The 20,190-nt window shown below is 72.1% G+C and carries 20 protein-coding genes and 1 pseudogene; 6 read left to right on the plus strand and 15 right to left on the minus strand.

Annotation, left to right across the window (positions count from 1 at the left end; translation table 11 throughout):
• Nucleotides 1–29 precede the first annotated feature (29 nt).
• The 9 genes and pseudogenes from RI138_RS19010 to RI138_RS19050 form a co-directional block, all read right to left on the minus strand.
• The gene (locus RI138_RS19010) at nucleotides 30–1,274 is read right to left on the minus strand and encodes a serine hydrolase domain-containing protein (protein WP_311120906.1); all 1,245 of its coding nucleotides are present in this window, start codon (nucleotides 1,272–1,274) and stop codon (nucleotides 30–32) included.
• Between the two features lie 147 nt (nucleotides 1,275–1,421).
• Nucleotides 1,422–1,844: a nuclear transport factor 2 family protein gene (locus RI138_RS19015; RefSeq protein ID WP_311120907.1), complete on the minus strand. Its 423-nt coding sequence runs from the start codon at nucleotides 1,842–1,844 to the stop codon at nucleotides 1,422–1,424.
• Between the two features lie 4 nt (nucleotides 1,845–1,848).
• Nucleotides 1,849–2,256: a type II toxin-antitoxin system VapC family toxin gene (locus RI138_RS19020; protein ID WP_311120908.1), complete on the minus strand. Its 408-nt coding sequence runs from the start codon at nucleotides 2,254–2,256 to the stop codon at nucleotides 1,849–1,851.
• On the minus strand, nucleotides 2,253–2,489 hold the full coding sequence (locus RI138_RS19025) for a FitA-like ribbon-helix-helix domain-containing protein (protein WP_311120909.1): 237 nt from the start codon (nucleotides 2,487–2,489) through the stop codon (nucleotides 2,253–2,255). The genes RI138_RS19020 and RI138_RS19025 overlap by 4 nt, the downstream gene beginning before the upstream one ends.
• 98 nt (nucleotides 2,490–2,587) lie before the next feature.
• Nucleotides 2,588–3,706, minus strand: a complete 1,119-nt coding sequence (locus RI138_RS19030; protein ID WP_311120910.1) for a MarR family transcriptional regulator — start codon at nucleotides 3,704–3,706, stop codon at nucleotides 2,588–2,590.
• 450 nt (nucleotides 3,707–4,156) lie between these two features.
• Nucleotides 4,157–4,699, minus strand: coding sequence for a hypothetical protein (locus tag RI138_RS19035; RefSeq protein WP_311120911.1), 543 nt, complete (start codon nucleotides 4,697–4,699; stop codon nucleotides 4,157–4,159).
• Between the two features lie 168 nt (nucleotides 4,700–4,867).
• Nucleotides 4,868–5,013 (minus strand): annotated as a pseudogene (locus RI138_RS19040) (IS5/IS1182 family transposase); the annotation flags it as partial.
• Nucleotides 5,014–5,056: 43 nt separating this feature from the next.
• The gene (locus tag RI138_RS19045) at nucleotides 5,057–5,779 is read right to left on the minus strand and encodes a nucleoside/nucleotide kinase family protein (RefSeq protein WP_311120912.1); all 723 of its coding nucleotides are present in this window, start codon (nucleotides 5,777–5,779) and stop codon (nucleotides 5,057–5,059) included.
• A gap of 260 nt (nucleotides 5,780–6,039) precedes the next feature.
• Entirely contained in the window at nucleotides 6,040–6,624 is a 585-nt protein-coding gene (locus RI138_RS19050; RefSeq protein ID WP_311120913.1) for a DM13 domain-containing protein, read from the minus strand.
• 205 nt (nucleotides 6,625–6,829) lie between these two features.
• Here RI138_RS19050 and RI138_RS19055 point away from each other — a divergent pair, with 205 nt between their 5' ends.
• Both RI138_RS19055 and RI138_RS19060 read left to right on the plus strand, forming a co-directional pair.
• A complete protein-coding gene (locus RI138_RS19055; RefSeq protein WP_311120914.1) occupies nucleotides 6,830–7,711 on the plus strand; it encodes a response regulator in 882 nt (293 codons plus the stop codon).
• A 5-nt stretch (nucleotides 7,712–7,716) separates the two neighbouring features.
• Nucleotides 7,717–8,838, plus strand: coding sequence for a sensor histidine kinase (locus RI138_RS19060; protein WP_096627754.1), 1,122 nt, complete (start codon nucleotides 7,717–7,719; stop codon nucleotides 8,836–8,838).
• A gap of 107 nt (nucleotides 8,839–8,945) precedes the next feature.
• Here RI138_RS19060 and RI138_RS19065 read toward each other — a convergent pair whose 3' ends face one another.
• Entirely contained in the window at nucleotides 8,946–10,046 is a 1,101-nt protein-coding gene (locus RI138_RS19065) for a citrate synthase 2 (protein WP_096627707.1), read from the minus strand.
• Nucleotides 10,047–10,402: 356 nt separating this feature from the next.
• Here RI138_RS19065 and pdxH point away from each other — a divergent pair, with 356 nt between their 5' ends.
• Complete coding sequence (pdxH, locus tag RI138_RS19070; protein ID WP_311122936.1) at nucleotides 10,403–11,044, plus strand: pyridoxamine 5'-phosphate oxidase; 642 nt, start codon at nucleotides 10,403–10,405, stop codon at nucleotides 11,042–11,044.
• Between the two features lie 282 nt (nucleotides 11,045–11,326).
• Here the strand turns inward: pdxH and RI138_RS19075 are convergent, their stop codons facing one another.
• Nucleotides 11,327–12,691: a phytase gene (locus RI138_RS19075; RefSeq protein ID WP_311120915.1), complete on the minus strand. Its 1,365-nt coding sequence runs from the start codon at nucleotides 12,689–12,691 to the stop codon at nucleotides 11,327–11,329.
• A 355-nt stretch (nucleotides 12,692–13,046) separates the two neighbouring features.
• On the opposite strand from RI138_RS19075, the gene RI138_RS19080 reads away from it, so the two are divergent.
• Nucleotides 13,047–14,468, plus strand: coding sequence for a PAS domain-containing protein (locus RI138_RS19080; protein ID WP_311120916.1), 1,422 nt, complete (start codon nucleotides 13,047–13,049; stop codon nucleotides 14,466–14,468).
• Between the two features lie 63 nt (nucleotides 14,469–14,531).
• On the opposite strand, the gene RI138_RS19085 is transcribed toward RI138_RS19080, so the two are convergent.
• The 4 genes from RI138_RS19085 to RI138_RS19100 are packed head-to-tail and all read right to left on the minus strand — an operon-like array spanning nucleotide 14,532 to nucleotide 18,182.
• Nucleotides 14,532–15,740, minus strand: coding sequence for an ABC transporter permease (locus tag RI138_RS19085; RefSeq protein ID WP_311120917.1), 1,209 nt, complete (start codon nucleotides 15,738–15,740; stop codon nucleotides 14,532–14,534).
• Nucleotides 15,737–16,606 carry an ABC transporter ATP-binding protein gene (locus RI138_RS19090; protein ID WP_311120918.1) on the minus strand — a complete coding sequence of 290 codons (870 nt, stop codon included), beginning with the start codon at nucleotides 16,604–16,606 and terminating at the stop codon, nucleotides 15,737–15,739. The genes RI138_RS19085 and RI138_RS19090 overlap by 4 nt, the downstream gene beginning before the upstream one ends.
• Complete coding sequence (locus tag RI138_RS19095) at nucleotides 16,603–17,664, minus strand: efflux RND transporter periplasmic adaptor subunit (protein ID WP_311120919.1); 1,062 nt, start codon at nucleotides 17,662–17,664, stop codon at nucleotides 16,603–16,605. Before RI138_RS19095 ends, RI138_RS19090 begins: the two co-directional genes overlap by 4 nt.
• The gene (locus RI138_RS19100; protein WP_311120920.1) at nucleotides 17,661–18,182 is read right to left on the minus strand and encodes a hypothetical protein; all 522 of its coding nucleotides are present in this window, start codon (nucleotides 18,180–18,182) and stop codon (nucleotides 17,661–17,663) included. Before RI138_RS19100 ends, RI138_RS19095 begins: the two co-directional genes overlap by 4 nt.
• A gap of 132 nt (nucleotides 18,183–18,314) precedes the next feature.
• On the opposite strand from RI138_RS19100, the gene RI138_RS19105 reads away from it, so the two are divergent.
• Both RI138_RS19105 and RI138_RS19110 read left to right on the plus strand, forming a co-directional pair.
• Entirely contained in the window at nucleotides 18,315–18,998 is a 684-nt protein-coding gene (locus tag RI138_RS19105; protein WP_311120921.1) for a response regulator transcription factor, read from the plus strand.
• Nucleotides 18,995–20,170 carry a sensor histidine kinase gene (locus RI138_RS19110; protein WP_311120922.1) on the plus strand — a complete coding sequence of 392 codons (1,176 nt, stop codon included), beginning with the start codon at nucleotides 18,995–18,997 and terminating at the stop codon, nucleotides 20,168–20,170. Before RI138_RS19105 ends, RI138_RS19110 begins: the two co-directional genes overlap by 4 nt.
• The last annotated feature ends 20 nt before the right edge of the window (nucleotides 20,171–20,190 follow it).

Raw genomic sequence — 20,190 nt, forward strand, 5'->3', positions numbered from 1 at the left:
GCGGTGTGCGGACAGTGGCGTACAGGGGGTCAGCCCTGGGAGGCGCTGCCGTCGTAGACGTTGTCAGGCGTGGCGATCCGGGTGACCGCGCGGGCGAGCAGGGTGGACGGCTCCTGGGTCCCGCTGAGGGAGTCCGTATTGATCGTGATGACCATGGTGGCCTTCTGCGCGGGCAGGTAGACGGTCACGGTCTCGTACCCCGGCAGGGAACCGTTGTGCCCGATCCACCCGTCGGCGTCGAAGATGCCCAGGCCGTAGCTGAGGCCCGGGAACCCGGTCGGCAGGGTTTTGAGCCGCTGCGCCTGGGTTTCGGGGCTGAGCAGTTCCCCGGTGGCGACGACCTTGGCCCAGCGGCGCAGGTCGTGCAGATCGGAGATCATCGCGCCGGCGGCCCACGCCCAGCTGGGGTTCCAGTCCGTGGCGTCCTCGGTCTCACCGCTCAGCGTCTGGTCGGTGTAGCCGTGCGCGTGCGGCTCGGGGAACTCGGCCCCGGTCGGGAAGAGCGTGTTGTGCAGGCGGGCCGGGCGGAGCACCCGCTCGTGGATGACGCGGTCGAGCCTCTGCCCGGTGACCTTCTCGATCACCAGGCCGAGCAGGACGAGGTTGGAGTTGGAGTACTGGAACTGCGCGCCCGGCTTGAAGGTGTTCTTGTGCTTCATGCCGTACGCGAGCACACCGCGCGGGGTGAACGAGCGGTACGGATCGCTCAGCAGGTCGTGCACGAAGTCCGGGTCGGCGGTGTACGGGAACAGTCCGCTGCGCATCCCGGCGAGCTGGCGGAGCGTGATCCGGTCGCCGTTGCGCACGCCGGGGACGTAGGCGGAGATCGGGTCGTCCAGCTTGACGAGCTTGTCGTCGACGAGTTGGAGCAGCGCGGTGACCGTGAAGGTCTTGGTCTCACTGCCGATCCGGATACGGGTGTCGGCCGACATCGGCTCGCGGGTGACCGTGTTGGCGACGCCGTCGGCGTGGACGTAACTCCCCTTCCCCGGCATCCACAGCCCGACGACGGCGCCGGGAATGCCGGCCTGCTCGCGGACGTCCTCGATGGCCCTGTCCAGCCTGGCGGTCAGCTCGGGGCCGAGACCGCCGGGAGGACAGTCGTCCTCGCCGTGCGGGGTGTGCCGGTCGTGCTGATCGTTCCCGTGCTGCCGGTCGTGCCGATCGAGGCCCGCGGCGTGGACCGCCGGGGCGGGAGCCACGGCCATCGGGGCCAGGACGGCGGCCGCGAGCAGCATCGCGGCGAACAGACGTCGAGTGGGGGAGCGTCGCATGTGGGGGTGCCTCTTCCGGACGGGGGAGGGGGACGGAGCGGACGCAACGACACCATCCGGCCCCGGCCTCCGCACCGCACCCCGGCCGCGCCCTGCCAAGTCCACTCGATCGGAGCCGCGCGGTAGGGGCCGTCTGCTGTGGTGGCGTCAGGAGGACTGGGCCCGGGGGCGGTCGCGGGAGTCCTCGCCGGCCGGGACGGGTGTCGCCTGGTGGTAGTACATGCGCCAGGCCGTCCCCGTGCCGTCGGGCTGCCTGCGCCACAGCGAACTGCGGCGGGCCCGCCTGCCGTCGATGAGGCTCTCGTACGTGAGGTGCACGATCCCGGGTGCCAGGACGACCCCGGTCATGCCGGACGGCTCGTGGCGCGGTCCGCCCGCGTCGCCGCCGTCCAGATCGGGGAGGGCATCGAGCATCTCCGCGTACGTCCACCGCCGCCCCGAAGACCCGACTTCGACGAACTCAGGGTCGAGGAGCTGCTGGGCGAGCGATGGGGAGGAGCGGACGGCGGGGTCCATCAGTCGCAGCTCGGCGGCGATGGCGGCGTCGACGTCGGTTGTCTCTTGGCTCATCCCGTCATTCTCCGTCGCGGAGATCGGTCACCGTGCAGCGGAGGCCGGGGGCCGCCGCGAGCTTTCGGTTCGCCGTCACGAGCTCGGCGTTCAGCATCTCTGCCAGGGCGACGTAAGAGGCGTCGTAGGGCCACATGTTGTGCCGGAGCTCCCAGATACGGGGCAGCAGGGGAGCGTGGTCGTATCGGTGCAGCTGCATGCGCCCCAGCAGGTCGAGCGCTCGGACGGCCTCGCTCTCGGGCAGCTTGTTGCCGCGGACCAGGCCGCGCAGGACCGACGCGCACTCCAGATCTACCGCGTGCGGCGCGGCGAGCCGACTGCCTGCTGTACGTGTCCGGACGCGTTCGGCGAGGGCGTCCGACCCCACGAGGAACTCCACGAGTGCGGAGGTGTCGAGAACCTGCACATTCACGAACGAGCCTCGCGCATCTCGGCCAGGGCGTCGGACACGTCGTCGGCGGTGACCTGCCCGCGTGCGGCGATGCCGCGTGCCTGCTCGGCGGCTTCCTCAGGGGTCAGCAAGGCCGCCTCGCCCGTCAGGAGCTGAAGGAGGTAGGCCTGAAGGGACTGCCCGGACCGGGCGGCTCGGACCTTCAAGGTCGTCACTGTCTCGTCCGGGACTTCGCGAAGGTGGATGGTAGCCATGAAAGCATTCTAGATTCATTGAAAGCATTCTGCTAGCAATGTGTGGGCGGGGCGGGGCGGGGCGGAGGGGCACGGGCAGGTCCGCCGGACTTCCGGCCTCATCGGACCCTGAGCAGCTCACGGAGACCGGCGACGTGCGCGCCGACGTCGGGGCCGTCCGGGGCGTCAGGGATCGCTGGGGGCTCGGTGCGGTGATCGGGACGGCAGTGGCGGCAGAGGCCGTCGGGGAGGGCCTCGGGGCGGCCGGGAGTGCCGCAGTCGGTGCACTCCACCAGGAGGTGGCGTGGGGAGTCGGGGGCCGGGCCGTGGGGTGAGGCACCTTCGAGTGAGGCGCCTTCGGCGGGCAGCAGGGGCGGCATCTTGTCGATGAGGCGGGAGCGGAGGAAGCCGAGGGGGTGGTCGACGTGGGGCGGCAGCCCTGCGGTGAGGGCCATGGTCAGGCAGTCGACGGTCACGCCCCGGGCCAGCCACTTCGCCGCCAGCGCTTCCAGGCCGGCGCAATCGCCGGCGGAGAGCGTCAACCGCTCGTCCTTGCGCCCGAGGTGAGCGAGGGCGAGGTAGGCGGGGGAGGGCGGCGCCCCGGTCCGGGCTGGGGCTTCGCCCGCGCCGCCGGTCGCGCTCTTGCTTCCGGTCGCGCCTTCGGTCTCGCTCCCGGTCGCGAGGCGTTGGTGCGGTACGGGGGTGGGGGCCAGGACCGCCGCAGGTTGAGGGGCCCCGTCTGACTGCGGGGCCTCGGCAGCCTGCGGGGCCTCGGGGCCCTCAGCCGCTGCGGATGGCGGTTCCTCGGCCGGGACCCAGGGCGGGGGCGGCGGGGCAGCGGTGTCGGGAGTGCCGGGCGTCGGCGCCGCCGGTGCCGGGGTGGCGGGCCGGTGGGCGTTCTCGGCGGTCAGGTAGGCGTTCCACCACTCGTTGTCGCGGGCGGTGCGCGACCAGTAGGTCCGGAAGACCCAGCGCGTCTCGTCCCCCACGCCGACCTCGCACCGGGCGCGCCGGAGGTGCCCGGCGACGGAGAGCGTCTTCAGCGCGGTGCCGATGGCCTGTTGCCCGTAGAGCGGGAGCTGCTTGGCCAGGGACTTCACGCTCATCAGAGCACCTTCGGGGAGGCGGTCGTTGAACCCGGCGACATAGCGCTCACGGAGGGGGAGGAAGGCGAAGTCGCCGGAGGTGGGCGGGAGTTGCTGCGGCGCTGATTGCTTGCCGTAGCCGGGCTTCGCCATCGGGTGTGCGCGTGAGGATGCAGGGGTGAGCGGGGCAGAGCTAGGGTGCGTGGTAGCCACGGGATCGACTTTCTAGGGTAGCGATCTTGCGGTGAGACCCCGGCCTGGTGCTTGCTACACCGCGTCGGGGTCGTTTGGTTCTCGAACCGTAAGCAGTCGCGACGGCGCGCCGCAAGCCACCGCGAATAGTCATACTTGCAGGCCGTGACGGGTCGGGTAGGTAGGGAGGGTTTCCCCAACCCCCTTCTCCTACCCACCTGTTAAAGAAGGCGCTCGAATCCCGGGTCTCGCATCCCGACGCTCGAACCCCGGGCCCCGAGCTTCGGGCCGGGACCTCGTTCACGTACACCCGGAAGAGTGAAGAGGACCTCTCGAAGCCAGGAACCCGAGCGTCGGGACTCGGGACCCGGGGACCGGAACTCCAGGCCGCGATTCGGGACCCGGGAACGATCACTTCCAGACGGCGACCGTCTCGTTCTTGGCGCCCTCGACCCACGTCACCTCGGACGGTGCCGAAGTGTCACCCTCGGCGCTGAGGTAGATGCTGCATGCCTCGTACGTCTCCCCCTGGGGGGCCTTGTTGAAGTCCGAGGAGGACTGGTCATCGGTGCACTTCTCGAACTTCGGCGCCGGGGAGTAGCTCAGCTCACCGTCGTCGCCGACGGTGGGGGTGGGGAAGCTGGGCAGGATGCTCAGACGGGTGAGCCGGTTCTTGTCGTTGGCGACGTCGAAGGAGGGGCCCTTGACGTCGCCGTCCTTGGTCTTGGTGACGCGGTAGTGCAGGTAGTACGGCGTCCGCCCGTCGTACTTCGCGGCGTCCTTCAACGAGGTAAGATCCCCGGCGCTTCCCGCCTCGACCCGAACCACCGTCACATCGACGCCGTCACCGGTGGCCTCCTCCCCGTACCCGAGCTCCTGCCCGGACCCGGAACAGGCGGTGAGGGCGGCGGCGGACACGGCGAGCAGGACGACGAACGGTGGGCGGATCTTCACGGTGGTCCTCCAGGACGACGGTTGGTCTACGGCCGAGTCTGTGGCAACCAACGGGCCGATAGCGGGGATTGGGTGTAATCGCCACCTGACCATTCCCACGCCGTTCCTGTCTCTTCGGTTCCTGTTCATTCCGCGCCCACGGGCTGTTGGGCGGATCAGCGAGCGTTTTCACCGCTGCCTCTCCAGGGTGGGGGCGGCCTTGGCGATTGACGTCATTCGATTCGGGCTGCACCGCGATCCGCGATAAATGCGCCAGGACTTGAGTTGTGCCTTCCACGTTCGACGGGCGATCGGGGCATGGCCCGTGCCTGGCGATCACCGAGCTTGCCTCGCCCCGGGCGAACCTCAGGGCAAGGACTACCGCGAGGAGCCGGAGGGCGGCGGCACCAGCCTCGGGCGCGCGAAATCCGTGTTGTCGATGAGCGCGTCCATCCCCGGCAGCGGGTCCACCTCGTCGAGATAGATGCGCTCGGCCGCCAGATACCGGTCGCGGTGGATCGCCTCCGCGTCCGAGCCCGCCCAGTCCTGGTCGCGCTCCGCGCCCCGGCGTACGGAGAGTTCGGCGTCCACGTCCATCCAGATGCGGAAGTCCCAGTACGCGTCGATCTCGGGCAGGAACGCGAAGACGCCGTCCACGATCAGCACCGAGTCCGGGGTGAGCGGGGTCCTGTCGGCCGCGTGGCCCTTCTGTGTGAGCGGGTCGATCGAGCAGAGGGCGCAGGAAGCCGCCTCGGGGGAGCGGCAGGGGTCCAGGAGGAGGCGCTTGGCCGTGGCGTAGTCGTACGCGTTGCGGTAGTAGCCCTCGCCGGACTCCCGGTCGTACAGGTGGCGGTCCTTCCACGGGTTCTTGAAGTCGTCGAGCGTGGCCCGCAGCACGGGGCGGCCCGACTTGGCTATCTCCGCGCCCAGTTCGTGGCCGAAGCTCGTCTTTCCCGCTGCCGTGAAGCCGTCGATTCCTACGAGCAGGCGGCCCGTTCCGCCCGTCAGGACCCGGTCCGCGAGCGACGAGACCAGGAGGCTCCGTTCGGGCGAGGCCGGAGGGGGACAGGGCTGTTGCCAGGACGAGGTCGAAGTGTGCACGGTCGAAGCGTGCACGCCTGCGGCTGTAGTTGCTTCTTGCGGTCCCATGCGGGGGAATCTATGCCGCATCGACACGCGAGAGAATCCATGCCGCATCAAGCGGTGTCCGTTCCGTTCGCGACGGCTCGCGGCCTGCGGTTCCGGGCACGGCCCTCTCGCCGGACGGCGCGCGGGGGATCGGCCTGCCCCGTTCCTGAGCACCGCCCGGCGACCGCCCGCAGGCCGGGTTCAGGCCGGGTTCAGGCCGGTTCAGCCCGGGTTCAGGCGGGGTTGAGTTCGGCGGCCCCGAAGGAGACGCTGAAGCGGGCGCACCAGATGCTTACGCTCGTGAACCGGTCGAGGTCGATGTCGGTCGGCAGGGCGTAGTTCTGGTCGCCCTTGTTGCCCTTGAGTTTGCCGAGGTTCTCGTACGCGCCATCGTCGAACACGCGCCAGCCGGCCGTGCCCTCCTTGACCGGGGCGTCGGTGATCCACACCTGAAGGTCGGGGCCGTTGCTGGTGTCCAGGCCCTCCAGGCGCAGCGTCCGTGAGCCGTCGGGCAGGAGCACCACCTTGACCGTGCCGGTCGTGCGGTGCTCGTGGCTGATCAGTTCGCCGGTCGCCAGTGTCGTCGGTCCCGGCGGGGCCGTGGGCGCGGAGGCGCCTGGGGCAGGGGGAGCCGTCTGCGGCGGGGCGGTGGGCACGACCAGCTCCTCGCGTACGGTCTCGTCCTGCCACAGCTTCCAGGGCTGGAACCAGTACAGCCCCGCGGTCGCAACCAGTGCGAAGGCGATCAGCGCGCCGACGATCACCGGCCGACTCCAGGGCCGTCGCTTCGGGGTGTCTCGGGGCGTCGGGTCGGGCATGGTCACGGTTCCTGTTCTTCTTCGACCTGCCGGGCGGGTGCCGCCGCGGACGAGTCACTGCTCCGGAGAGGGCGGGAGGCGTGGGATTCACCCTACGAAAGATGAATGGACATAAAGGGCTTCAAGTTCTTACGAAACCGGGACGTCCGCGGCCGGGCTGGGGCCTGCCCACCCGGTCGGCCCGGGCCGGTGCGAGGCTGAAGGTATGCAGACATCACCGCTGGACGCCGGGCTGCGTGTGCTCGTCGTGGACGACGACCTGACCGTGGCCGAGGTCGTCGCGGGGTACCTGAGCCGCGCCGGGTACGAGGTCATCCGCGCCGATGACGGGCCGGCGGCCCTGGAGTGCGCCGCGCTGCACCGGCCCGACCTGGTGGTCCTGGATCTGATGCTGCCCGGTATGGACGGTCTGGAGGTCTGCCGCCGACTGCGTGCCGAGGGCCCGGTGCCGGTCATCATGCTCACGGCACGCGGCGACGAGGAAGACCGCATCCTCGGCCTGGAAGTGGGTGCCGACGACTACGTCACGAAGCCGTTCAGTCCCCGCGAGCTCGTTCTGCGCGTCGAGTCGGTACTGCGCCGCAGCCGCACCGGTCCGGCCTCCGATCCCGGGGCACCGCTGCTGGCGGACGGCCTCCGGGTGGACCCGGTGGCACGCCACGTGTCGAAGGGGGAGGCCGAGCTGACTCTGACCATCCGGGAGTTCGACCTGCTGGTCTACCTGCTGCGCAACCCCGGGCGGGTGCTCGGCCGCGAGGAGCTGATGCGTGAGGTGTGGGGCTGGGAGTTCGGCGACCTGTCGACCGTCACGGTCCACATCCGCAGGCTGCGCGGGAAGGTCGAGGACGACCCGGCCAGGCCGCGGCTGATCCAGACGGTGTGGGGCATGGGCTACCGCCTCGACGTGGCGGACGAGGCGGCCGATGGCCCCTCCGCGCGGCCCGGCCGACCTGAACGCTCGGGCCGTCCCGTGCCGCCCGATGGACCTGAACGCTCGGGCAGCCCCGTGCCGCCCGATGAACCTGGACGCCCAGACCGCCCCGTGCGGCCCGGCCGACCCGGACGCTTCACGACGACCGAAGGCTGACCCTCATGCTGGACATCCTCATCATCGCCCTCCTGGCCTTCCTGGGGGCCGCGGTGGCCGGCCTCCTCGGTGCCTTGGCCCTGCGGCTGCTGAGGCGCCGATCCCTCGTGGTCGTTCTCGCCGTCGTCGCGGCCGTCGCGGTCCTCGCGATGCTGCTGGGAACGCTGGCCGTGGCCTGGGAGATGTTCCTGTCGCCGCACGACCTGAACGTCATCGTGATCGTCGTGGCGATGGCCGCCGTGGTCTCGCTGGCCACCGCGCTGCTGCTCGGCCGCTGGGTGGTCGCCCGCAGTGTGGCCCTGACCGAGGCGGCCCGCTCGTTCGGTGACGGCGGAAGCTTCTCCGCGCCCGTGCACGCGGCGACCGCGGAGCTGACGGCGCTGAGCGCGGAGCTGGCGTCCAGCAGTGCCAAGCTGGCGGAGTCGAGGGACCGTGAACGCGCCCTGGAGGCCTCACGGCGCGAGCTGGTGGCCTGGATCTCGCACGACCTGCGTACCCCGCTCGCCGGTCTGCGCGCCATGTCCGAGGCCCTTGAGGACGGTGTGGCGGCCGACCCCGATCGCTATCTGCGCCAGATCCGCACCGAGGTCGAACGCCTCGACACACTGGTCGGCGACCTCTTCGAGCTGTCCCGCATTCACGCGGGCGCGCTCGCCCTGAGTCTCGCCCGGATCTCGGTCTACGACCTGGTCGCCGATGCCATGGCCGGGGTCGACCCGCTCGCCGAGGAGCACGGCGTACGACTGGTGGGCGAGGCCGTCGACCGGGTGCCGGTGGAGGTCGACAGCAAGGAGATGAGCCGTGTTCTGGGCAACCTCCTCGTGAACGCGATCCGTCGCACCCCAGCCGACGGCACCGTCGCGGTGGCCGCTCAGCGCACCGAGGACGGTGTCGTCCTGTCGGTCACCGACGGCTGCGGCGGCATTCCCGAGGAGGACCTGCCGCGCGTCTTCGACACCGGCTGGCGCAGTAACCACGCCCGTACGCCGCCGGCCGGAGCGGGGCTCGGCCTGGCCATCGTGGCGGGCATCGTCGAGGCCCACCAGGGGCGGGCCGCCGTACGCAACGTGGCGGGCGGCTGCTGCTTCGAAGTCACCCTTCCCACGGCGGGCGCCCAGGTGGGGTGACGGCCACGGCCGTTGTCGCCGCGCGGGGTCCGGCCGGGGCAACCACCCCGCCGGGCGCCCCGCCACGACACCTGTACCGGCTCGTTCGACGGCCCCGCCCCACCCCGTCAGCGCGCGATGTCGGCGTATCCCTCGATCTCGCGCGGGTCCCGCGTCCCCGGGCCGACGTACGTCGCCGACGGGCGGACCAGGCGGCCCGTGCGCTTCTGCTCCAGGATGTGCGCCGACCAGCCCGCCGTACGGGCACACGTGAACATCGACGTGAACATGTGCGCCGGGACCTCCGCGAAGTCCAGCACGATCGCCGCCCAGAACTCGACGTTCGTCGCCAGGACGCGGTCCGGGCGCCGCGCGTGCAGCTCCTCCAGCGCCGCCTTCTCCAGCGCCTCCGCCACCTCGAAGCGCGGCGCCGCCAGTTCGCGGGCCGTGCGGCGCAGCACGCGGGCGCGCGGGTCCTCGGCGCGGTAGACGCGGTGGCCGAAGCCCATCAGGCGCTCGCCCCGGTCCAGGGCCTGCTTCACGTACGCGGTCGCGTCGCCCGTGCGCTCGATCTCCTCGATCATGCCGAGGACGCGGGACGGGGCGCCGCCGTGCAGCGGGCCCGACATCGCGCCCACCGCGCCGGACAGCGCGGCCGCGACGTCCGCGCCCGTCGACGCGATGACCCGGGCCGTGAACGTGGAGGCGTTCATTCCGTGCTCGGCCGCCGAGGTCCAGTACGCGTCGACCGCCTTGACGTGCTTGGGGTCCGGCTCACCGCGCCAGCGGATCATGAAGCGCTCCACCACGGACTCCGCCTTGTCGATCTCGCTCTGCGGCACCATAGGCAGCCCCTGGCCGCGTGCCGACTGGGCGACGTACGACAGGGCCATCACCGCCGCTCGCGCCAGATCGTCGCGGGCCGTCGTCTCGTCGATGTCCAGCAGCGGCCTCAGACCCCAGACGGGCGCCAGCATCGCCAGCGCGGACTGGACATCGACCCGGATGTCACCCGAGTGCACCGGGATCGGGAACGGCTCGGCGGGCGGCAGGCCGGGGTTGAACGCCCCGTCCACCAGCAGGCCCCACACGTTCCCGAAGGAGACATGGCCGACGAGGTCCTCGATGTCGACCCCGCGATAGCGGAGCGAACCGCCTTCCTTGTCCGGTTCGGCGATCTCCGTTTCGAACGCGACGACTCCCTCAAGACCGGGTACGAAGTCGGACATCAGGCGGCTCCCTCAGTTCGGCGGGCGGTGGGCGACAGGCGATGAGCGGCAGGCTGCGCAGCGCTGCGTCGGGCTGTGCTGTGCGAAGGCCACAGAGGCCTGCCCCAAGATATTGGCGGGTTCCTCCGATGCGGGGAAGCGTGACATCCGGCACAGGGCTCCATTTCGCCGCCGTGTGGTTACGTCCCCTCGGAGCGGGGCAGACTCGGCCGCTGCGGCAGGATGGGGCCGTGCCCACATCAGATCACTCCGTGCCGCATCCGGATCACGCTGTGCCCGCACCGGATGACGCGGCGACTCGCCCGGCCGGCTCCGATGAGGGGTCCCGCAACGACCTCGTCATCGATCCGGCCGTCATGCGCGAGCAGTACCGCTCCGAGGACTTCACCGAGCGCGACCTCAGCCCCGACCCGATGGACCAGTTCGCCCGCTGGTTCCGCCAGGTCGCCGCCGGCGGGGTGCTGTACGAGCCCAACGCGATGATCGTCTCCACCGCCACCCCGGACGGACGGCCGTCCTCGCGCACCGTGCTGCTGAAGCAGTACGACTCCCGGGGCTTCGTCTTCTTCACGAACTACGACTCCCGCAAGGGCCGAGAGCTGGCCGCCAACCCGTACGTCTCGCTGCTCTTCCCCTGGCACCCGATGGCCCGCCAGGTCATCGTCACCGGCACCGCCGACCGGGTCTCCCGCGAGGAGACCGTCGGCTACTTCCGCACCCGCCCGCACGGTTCCCAGCTCGGCGCGTGGGCCAGTGCCCAGTCCACCGTGGCCGGCTCCCGCGAGGAGCTGCTCACCCGGTACGAGGAGCTGGCCGCCCGCTACCCCGAGGGCGAGAAGGTCCCGGCCCCGCCGCACTGGGGCGGCTTCCGGGTCGTCCCGGAGACGATCGAGTTCTGGCAGGGGCACGAGAACCGGCTGCACGACCGGCTGCGGTACGTACGGGAGGGCGGGGCGGCCTCCGGTGCCGCCTGGCGGGTCGAGCGGCTCTGCCCGTAATCCACCCACCATCACCCGCGCAACCGGCTCGACCCGCTTGAACGCAGAAACCCGCAGGCTCTGGTTCCTCCGTGCACAGAGGAGCCGGCCGGACTTACCGGCGAGCCTGCGGGTCGGTGACTGCTTGGGATTGGCCGACGTCCGGCCTGCACTGCAGAAAGAGCGCGACGACGGGCGTCAGCCCGCAGCCACCTCACGAGTCCGAAGAGAAATCACTTCCGGAACACCTCCTTTCCTGTGTGCCGTCAGAGTAGGAGCGGCCCGGATCGGGGTTCAACCGATTTATTCGGCGGCGCGGGGCAGGCCCAGCGCGCCCCGGACCTTCCGCAGATCGACGAACTTGAAGCCGGTGGCCTCCCGTCCGTCCTGCGCCGGGGTGGCCCGGCCGTCCTGGACGACGAGCAGACCGCCCGGGTACCGGCGGCCGAGCGGCTGGTTCACCGCCGCTGCGCCGTCGCACTCCTCGGACCCGTCCAGCGTCGCCGAGGCGGCGGTCACGCGGAAGCCGCCCGCGTACCCCGCACCCTTGCCGCGGCCGGTCCGGAGGCCGTACACGGCGAACGAGTCGTCGCCCTGGCTGGAGGCCAGCAGGTACCGGTCGCCGTTCCGCTCGGTGAACAGGGTCAGTCCCTCCACGTCGGCCGAGATACGCGTGCCGCCGAAGCCAGGGTCCCTCCCGGGTGCGCACTCCTCGCTCTCCTCGTCGTACGTCCCCGGCACGCCGTACTCGCGGACCTTGTCGACCAGCACCGGCTTCCCCCGCAGGTCGGCGGGCATCCGCCAGATACCCACGTCCTCCTGGCCCGCGTAGAGCGTGCCGTCGGCCGGGTCGACCACCATCCCCTCCACCTGGGGCAGCTCGCCCGGCTCCCCGCAGGGCGACCAGCGCGTGCCGTCCGGCAGCCGGAACGCGGAGGGCAGATCGAGGCTGCGGACCTTCCGGTACGTCACGGTGCCCGAGCGGGTCGGCAGCAGCTCCAGCAGGGCGATCGACGTCCGGTCGCTCCTGCTGGCCAGGGCGTACGAACGGCCGCTGCGGCGGTCCGTCCAGGTGGCCAGGCCGTAAGCCGTCGACTGCTCGTTGACCTCGTCCTGGTCCGCGGAGAACACCCGGGGCGCGGCCGGGTCGGTGACGTCGGTCAGCGGGGCGCCGGGCCGGGACGGGTCGATGCGGTGGACCCGCAGCCGGTCGTGGCCCCGGTCGGTGGTGACCGCGAGGTCCGCCGTCCGGCCCCAGGACAGCCGTACCCCGTGCACCAGGTCGACGTTGTTGAAGCGGCCCGGGGCGTCGTCGGGGCCGGGCGCGGCGGGTGCGGGCAGCGACTGCACCAGGCGGGCGTCCAGACCGTAGACCCGCAGCCCGCCCTCCTTGGCGGTGGCGATCACCAGGCTGCGGTCCGGGGCGGCGGGGTTGCGCCAGATCGCGGGGTCGTCCGCGTTGGCGTTGCCGCCCTTCTCGTCGTCGTACAGCGTGGCGGTCTCGGCGCGCGGGGTGATCCCGGGAAGGGGCCGGGGGCCGTGCTGCGGGGTGGCGGCGGGTACGGGTGCCGCGGCGGCGAGCGTCGCGAACGCGGCGACGCAGACGGCGAGAGCGGTCGCCGATGTCGGACGCGCGGGGCGGAAACGTGCGGGGCGGAAGGGCGTCACGGACGGGCTCCTTGCGGTCGAGGTGGGTCGAGGTCGGAGGAGCGGGGGCGGCGCTGCACAACAGTCGGGGCCTGGGCGACTCAGGGCGCCCCAAGGGTGGGTGTGCCCGGTGGACTTCGTGTGTCGTCCCCGCCACGCATCGTGGTGTCGCCGGTGAACTCCGGCCCCGGCGTCCCCGTTGTGTCCCGTACATGTCCCCGCGTGGCGTGAATCCATCGGAAAACGTCGATCCCGGGAAATGATTTCGGTGAAGTTGGTGTGTGCTGGGTCACGTTCGAGTTGAATGGGCTGACGTGCAGCAATACGCGCGGCGACGCGTGGGAGAACAGCCGACACGTTCTGCGGGGGGTACGGAGTGGGTGCTTCCAGGAGCAGTGGGACCACGGACGAGCTCGGTCCGGACGAGGATTCCGGCAGCGGGCCCCCGGGCGGCCCGGTGCGTCCGGATGTTCCGGTCTCCGGTGAGGGGTTCCCGGGCTCCGGGCCCGACGGGTCCGAGCTGCTGGCCGCCCTGCTCGACGGCATGGACGCCGCGCTCTGCGCGTTCGACGCGGGCGGCAGGGTCACCCACTGGAACCGCGAGGCCGAACGCATCCTCGGCTGGTCGGCGCAGGAGGCCGTGGGGCGTAAGGGCTTCGCGGGCTGGGCGGCGCGCCGGGCCGACGCGGACGAGGTGCAGACGCGGCTGATGTCGGCCATGGGGGCGCCCGGGCGGCAGGTGCACGAGTTCGCGCTGCTGCGCAAGGACGGCGGGCGGGTGCTGGTGCGGACCCAGTCCGCCGGGGTGCGCGGCGCCGACGGGCAACCGGCAGGGGTGTACTGCGCGTTCAGCGAGGTGCACGCCCAGATCGACCTGGAGCGGGCCATCGCGCTGAGCGAGGCGCTGCTGGAGGACGTGTCCTGGGGTGTGGTGCTCGTCGATGTCGACCTGCGCCCGACGGTGGTCAACGCGTATGCCTCCCGCGCGCTCGGCGGAGGCCGCACCACCCTGCTCGGACGTCCGCTCGGCGAGCTGGTGGTCCAGGGCGTCGAGGAGCTGGAGGCGGCCCTGCACCATGTGCTCGCCGAGGGTGCGCCGAGCGCCCCGGCCGAGTTGTGGGTGACGCTGCGGACGGCGGAGGGCGAGCGCCGCCGGTGCTGGCGCAGCGGGTTCCTGCGGCTGGCCTCGCCGCTGACGGAGGAGCCGGTCCCGCTGGGGGTGGGGTGGCTCTTCCGGGACGTCACCGCCGCCAAGCTCGCGGAACAGGAGGCCGACCGGCTGCGGTTCCGGACGAGCCAGCTCCACCGGGCCGCCCGTACGGCATCCGAGTGCGAGGACCCGATGGAGGCGGCGACCTCCCTGCTCGACTTCGCGCTGGCCGGGTTCGCCGACCACGTCCTGGTCGACCTCATGGCGGGCGAGCGCCTGGTGCGCACGGCCGCCACGCCCTCGGACGCGCCCGGCCCGTGTCTGCTGGTCGCGGGGGGCTCCATCCCGGCCCGTTACGCCCCCGGCCACCCCGCCCTCCAGTCCGTCGAACGCACCGGCACCGTCCGTACGAGCGCTGCCGCCGGGGGCTCCGGCCCGGCCTGGGCCGCCGAGCGCCGCTGGCCCCGGGACGCGGCGCACGCCCTCTGCGCGGTGCTCCGGAGCCGGGGCCGGACGCTCGGCGTCCTGACGTTCCTGCGCGCGGCGAACCGGGCCGCGTTCGAACGCCAGGACACGGCGTACGCGGAGACGGTGGCGGCCCGGGTCGCGGGGGCGGTCGACCTGGCGTTGGTGACCAAGGGGGCGTGAACCCGACCCGTTGGTCACCGGGGGAGGAGGAACCCCCTGGCGGGCGGGGGCAGGGGGAACCCCTCATGCCGCGTGCAGCGCCAGTGTCGGGGACAGGCGGGACGCCCGGACCGCCGGGTAGAGGCCCGCCACCGTGCCGATCACCAGCGTCGCGCCGAAGCCCCCGCCGACCGCCCACAGCGGGACCACCCAGGGCAGTCCGCCGGACGACGCGTAGACCCCCGTCGCCGCCGCGCCCAGGGCCACGCCCGCCAGGCCGCCCAGGCCGGACAGCATCAGCGACTCCGTGACGAACTGGATGCGGATCTGGCCCCGGGTCGCGCCCAGGGAGCGGCGCAGGCCGATCTCGTACCGGCGCTCCAGGACCGAAATGATCATGGTGTTGGCCACTCCGACGCCCCCGACCAGCAGCGCGATGCCGCCCAGGCCCAGCAGCAGGCTGCTGAACGCCCCCTCGGTCGCCGCCTTCGCGCGGAGCGCCGACGACGGGTCGGTCACCTTCACGTTCTGCGGGTTCCGCGGGTCGACCGTCGCCGCCATCGCCTTGCGCACGTCGTTGACCGCCGCGTCCGTCGAGCGCTCGTACACCGACGTCGGGTGGCCGTCGAAGGACAGCAGGCGTTTCGCGCCCTCCCAGCCGATCAGGGCGGAGCGCTCGATCTCCGGGGCGAGCGGGAGCGGGGCCAGGATGCCGACGACCGTGAAGTACCGGTCGCCCAGCCACACCTGCTGGCCCGGCTTCGTGACGCCGAGGCGTTCGGCGGAGACATGGCCGAGTACGACGGAGGGGTAGCGGCCGGTCGCCGCGTTGAGCCAGCTGCCGCTGCTGACCTCGCCCCGCAGGACGCGGAGCAGATCGGCTGTCGTCGCCTTGACGGAGATCCCGCCCGTGTCGCCCTCGTCGATCTTCTCGTTGCGGCGCACGGTCGTGTCCAGGTCGGCTGTCGCGCCGACCTCCTGCACGCCCTTGATCCGGCCCACCATTCCGACCGATTCCTCGGGCAGTTTGACGTCCTCACCGGCGAACATCGATTCGCCCGGCGAGGCCACGAGGAGGTTCGTGCCCAACTTGTCCAGTTCGCGGAGCAGTTGGGCCTGGCTGGAGGCGGAGATGCCGACCACCGAGATCATCGTGGCGATACCGATGGCGATGCCCAGGGCCGAGAGCACCACCCGCATCGGGCGGCTGCGCAGGCCCGCCGAGCCCACGTGCAGTACGTCCCGGGGGCCCAGTCGGGCTGCCTTCAGCCGGCCCCGGCCTGTGGGGCTCACCGGCCCGCCCCCGTCACCATGGACGGTACGGAGGAAGGATTCCGTACGTCCGCCACCACCTGGCCGTCCCGGATGCGCACCTCGCGAGGCAGCTTCCGCGCGATCTCCGTGTCGTGCGTGATGACCGCGATCGTGGCCCCCTCCCGGTTGAGGTCGCGCAGCAGCTGCATCACCGCTTCCCCGGACGCCGAGTCCAGCGCCCCGGTCGGTTCGTCGGCCAGCAGCAGCGCGGGTTCGCCGACCACCGCCCGGGCGATGGCCACCCGCTGCTTCTGGCCGCCCGAGAGCTGGTGCGGCTTGTGGTCCACGCGGTCCGCGAGGCCCACCCGCTCCAGCGCCTCGGCGGCCTTGCGGCGGCGTACGGAGCGGGAGAGGCCGGAGTAGAGGAGGCCCTCGGCCACGTTGTCGCGGGCGCTGACGCCGGGGACCAGGTGGAACGCCTGGAAGACGAAGCCCACGTGCTGGGCCCGCAGCGCGGAGAGGCGGCGGTCGGAGAGGGCCGCCACGTCGTGGCCGGCGATGTGGACGGACCCGGCGGTGGGGCGGTCCAGGGTGCCGATGATGTGCAGCAGTGTGGACTTGCCGGAGCCGGAGGGGCCGACGATGCCGAGGAGTTCGCCCTCCTCGACGGTGAGGTCGACCCCGCGCAGCGCGGCGACCGGGCCCGGGTACTCCTTGGTGACGCCGTTGAGGGCGACGACCGTGCGGGTGCGGGGGGCCGTGCCCGTGCCTGTACCGGCGTGCGCGTCCGTGCCCGTACCGGCGTACGCGCTTGTGCCGGGAGCCGCGCTTGTACTGGGGGCCGCGCTCGTGTCGGGGGCCGTGCCCGTATCCGCGTGCCTGCCCGTATCCGCGTGCCTGCTCATATCTTCGGCACCCCGACCTTCGTACCCTCACGCAGCCCGCCGCCCGAGACCTCCACCCGGCCCTCGGCGAACATGCCGAGCTCGACCTTCACCTCGCGGACCGTGCCGCCCCGGACGACCTGGAGACCGAAGCCGCCGCCGGGCAGGGCCAGCAGCGCGTTCACCGGGACCGTCAGGACGTCCTTGCGGGTCTCGCCGGTCAGGCTGACCGTCACCGGGGACTGGTCGAACCCGCCGACGTCGTCCGGCTTGTCGAACGAGACGGTCAGCGTGACCTTGGGGCTGTCGTCCTGCGGGTCGTCGCCCGGCTCCGCCGTCCGGCCGACCGCGGAGACCTTCCCGGGCGCGGTGGTGCCGTCCGGCAGATCCACCGTGACCTTCGTGCCCGCCTTGGCCAACTGGCTCTCGGCCACGTCCAGCCGGAAGGTCACGACGCGCTCGGAGCCGGTCGTGACGAGGACCGGGGCGCCCGGCTGGGCCTGCTCGCCGGCCCCTGCCTCGACGCTCTTGATCCGGACCTTCCCCGCCGCGAACGCGATGTCCTGCGGCCCCACCTTCCCGGTCCGCTTCGCGTCGTGGGACTTCTGCCAGCGCTTGACGGCCGCCGCCGTCAGCTCGGTGTACTCGTCGTCCGGAGTGAAGCCCGTGTAGCCGAGCTCCGCGAGATTGCGCTCCAACTGCTCCACGTCCCGGCCCTTGTCGCCCGGCTTCAGCGTCCGGTACATGGGCCCGGAGCCGTACATCAGGCGGACCGGACGGCCGTCGACCTCGTACAGCCGCTCGTTCCGCCGCACGGTCGAGCCGGTGCGCGGCGTCCAGGTCATGGTTCCCGCCGCGCCCGCGTTGACCTTGCGCTCCCTGTCGTAGCCGAGCATGCCGTCCGCCTGCGCGCTGTCGCGCAGATCGCCGCGCTCGACCGGTGCCGTGGCCGGGGGCAGCCCGGTGTTCCTCGCCCCTCCGTCGCCCTCCTCGCCGGAGCCGAGCCGGGTGAGCGCGAGCGAACCCGCCGCCACGGCGAGCACCACCACCGCTGCCGCCGCGGCCCGTCCCCGCCTCATCGGCCGACGCTTTCGCACGCCTTGTTGGCCTTCTCGAACTTCTTCATGTCCTTCGGCTTCATCGCGGGCGCCGCCTGCATCGCCCCGCCGTCGAACTTCGGGTCGGGCATGTCGAAGCCGTTCTTGCGCATGCACCGGGCGAAGGCGACCATCTTGTCCTTCTCCGCCTGGGTCAGCTCCTTGGGACCGCCGCCGACCGCCTTGTCCTGGCAGGCCTTGAACGCCTTCTCCATCTCCTTCTTGCTCAGGGAACCGCCGTCGATGGTGATGCCCATGCCGTCCTGGCCCGGCTTCGGCTCGGGAATGTCCAGGCCCTGGTCACGCAGGCACTTGCGGTGCTCCAGCGCCTGGTCCTCCTTCGTCTTCTTCGAGGAGGAAACCGATCCACCGTCCTTGGTGCCGCCGCCGTCCGAGCAGCCGGCCGCCGTCAGGGCGACGGCCGCGGCGGCCAGAGCGGCGGCGGTCCGGTGGAGAAGGGTGCGGGGAATGGGGCGGGAATGGGGCGTGGTGATCGTCATCGCTGCGGGGCTCCTCGTCCGTTGCTGACAGGCCGGGTACGAACAGCCCGAGCGTGCGCGAGGACGCGGTTTCGTTTCTCTCAGCGCCGATGCTTACACCGGCGAAACATCGCTTTCGGGTACACAGGGCCCATGCGTGTGCTGGTGGTGGAGGACGAGGAGTTCCTGGCGGAGATGATCGCCGAGGGGCTGCGCCGTGACGCCGTCGCCGTGGACGTGGCCCCCGACGGCCGGGCGGCACTGGACCGGCTGCGGTTCGGCGCGTACGACGTGATGATCCTCGACCGCGATCTGCCCGGGCTGCACGGCGACGAGGTGTGCCGGAAGGTCGTCGCGATGCGGCTGCTCACCCGGATTCTGATGCTCACCGCATCGGGGACCGTACGGGACCGGGTGGCCGGGCTCGGGATCGGCGCCGACGACTACCTGACCAAGCCGTTCGCGTACGACGAACTCCTCGCCCGGGTCCTCGCGCTCGGCCGCCGCGCCCGCCCCGCGCTCCCGCCCGTCCTGGAACGGGCGGGGCTGACCCTGGACACCGCCCGCCGCCAGGTCTGCCGCGACGGCCGTTACCTGTCCCTCTCCCGCAAGGAGTTCGCCGTGCTGGAAACCCTGCTGCGGGCCGAGGGCGCGGTCGTCAGCGGCGACGACCTGATCGAGGAGGTGTGGGAGGAGGACACCAGCTACCGCACCAACGCCGTCCGCGTCACCCTCTCCAAGCTCCGCGCCAAGCTCGGCGCGCCCCCGGTGATCGAGACGGTCCCGGGCGCCGGTTACCGCATCGGCGACGGGCCGCGGGCGGGTGGCGCCCGGTGAACAGCGAGCGCACCCGGCTCACCGCCCTGTACGGCGGGCTCCTGATGCTGGCCGGGGTCCTGCTGATGGGGCTCGTCTACCTGCTGGTCAGCGAGGGCCTGTACGCCAGCATCGTCACCGCCGTCGCCCCCGCCGTACCCGCGTCCCAGCTGGACGCGGCCTCCGCCGCCACTCCCACGCTGCCCTCGGGGGACTGGGCGCGGACCACCAGGCTCGAACCCGGCCAGATCGCCGTCGCGCAGAAGCTCAGCACCGCAGCCGGGGACGCCGCGCTCAACCAGCTCCTCACCGTCTCCGCGGTTTCCCTCGCCGGCTACTCGGCGCTCTCCGTCGCGCTCGCCTGGTGGATGGCGGGCCGGGTGCTGCGGCCGGTCGGCGTCATCACCGCCCGCGCCCGCCGGCTGTCCGGCAGCAACCTGCACGAGCGCATCGCGCTGAAGGCCCCGCGCGGTGAGCTGAAGGAGCTGGCCGACACCTTCGACGGGATGCTCGACCGGATCGAGGAGCTGGTCGCCGCCCGGCAGCGGTTCGCCGCCAACGCCGCCCACGAGCTGCGCACCCCGCTCGCCGTGCAGCGGGCCGCCGCCGAGATCGGCCTGGCCGACGACCCGCCGCCCGAGAAGGTCGCCTGGATTCGCGACAAGCTCATCGACACCGCCGACGACAGCGAGCAGCTCATCGAGGGCCTGCTGCTCCTCGCGGTCTCCGACGAGGGCCTGCGGCGGCGCGAACGGGTCGACCTGGGCACGGCCACGTCGACGGTCACCGAGGCGCTGGCGGCCGAGGCGAAGGAACGGTCCGTCACCGTCGAGGTGGAGGCCCGGCCGGTGAGTGTCGAGGGCGATCCGGTGCTGCTGGACCACCTCGTGCACAACCTGGTCGCCAACGCGCTGCGCCACAACCACCCCGGCGGGAGCGTACGGGTCCGGGTCGGGCCGGGCGGCCTGGAGGTCGCCAACACCGGCCCGGCCGTCGACCCGGCGACCGTGCCGCTGCTGTTCGAGCCGTTCCGTCGTGCGCGGGCCCGCCGCCATGCCCCCGGCGAGGGCGCGGGCCTCGGACTCTCCATCGTGGCATCGGTCGCCCGCGCGCACGGCGGCGCGGTGAGCGCCACGGCGAACCCGGGCGGGGGGCTCACGGCCCGGGTCACGTTCCCGACGGCGCACCGGTAGGCGGTGTACGGGACCTGAGG

This window comes from Streptomyces durocortorensis (assembly GCF_031760065.1).
Classification (GTDB): Bacteria; Actinomycetota; Actinomycetes; order Streptomycetales; family Streptomycetaceae; genus Streptomyces.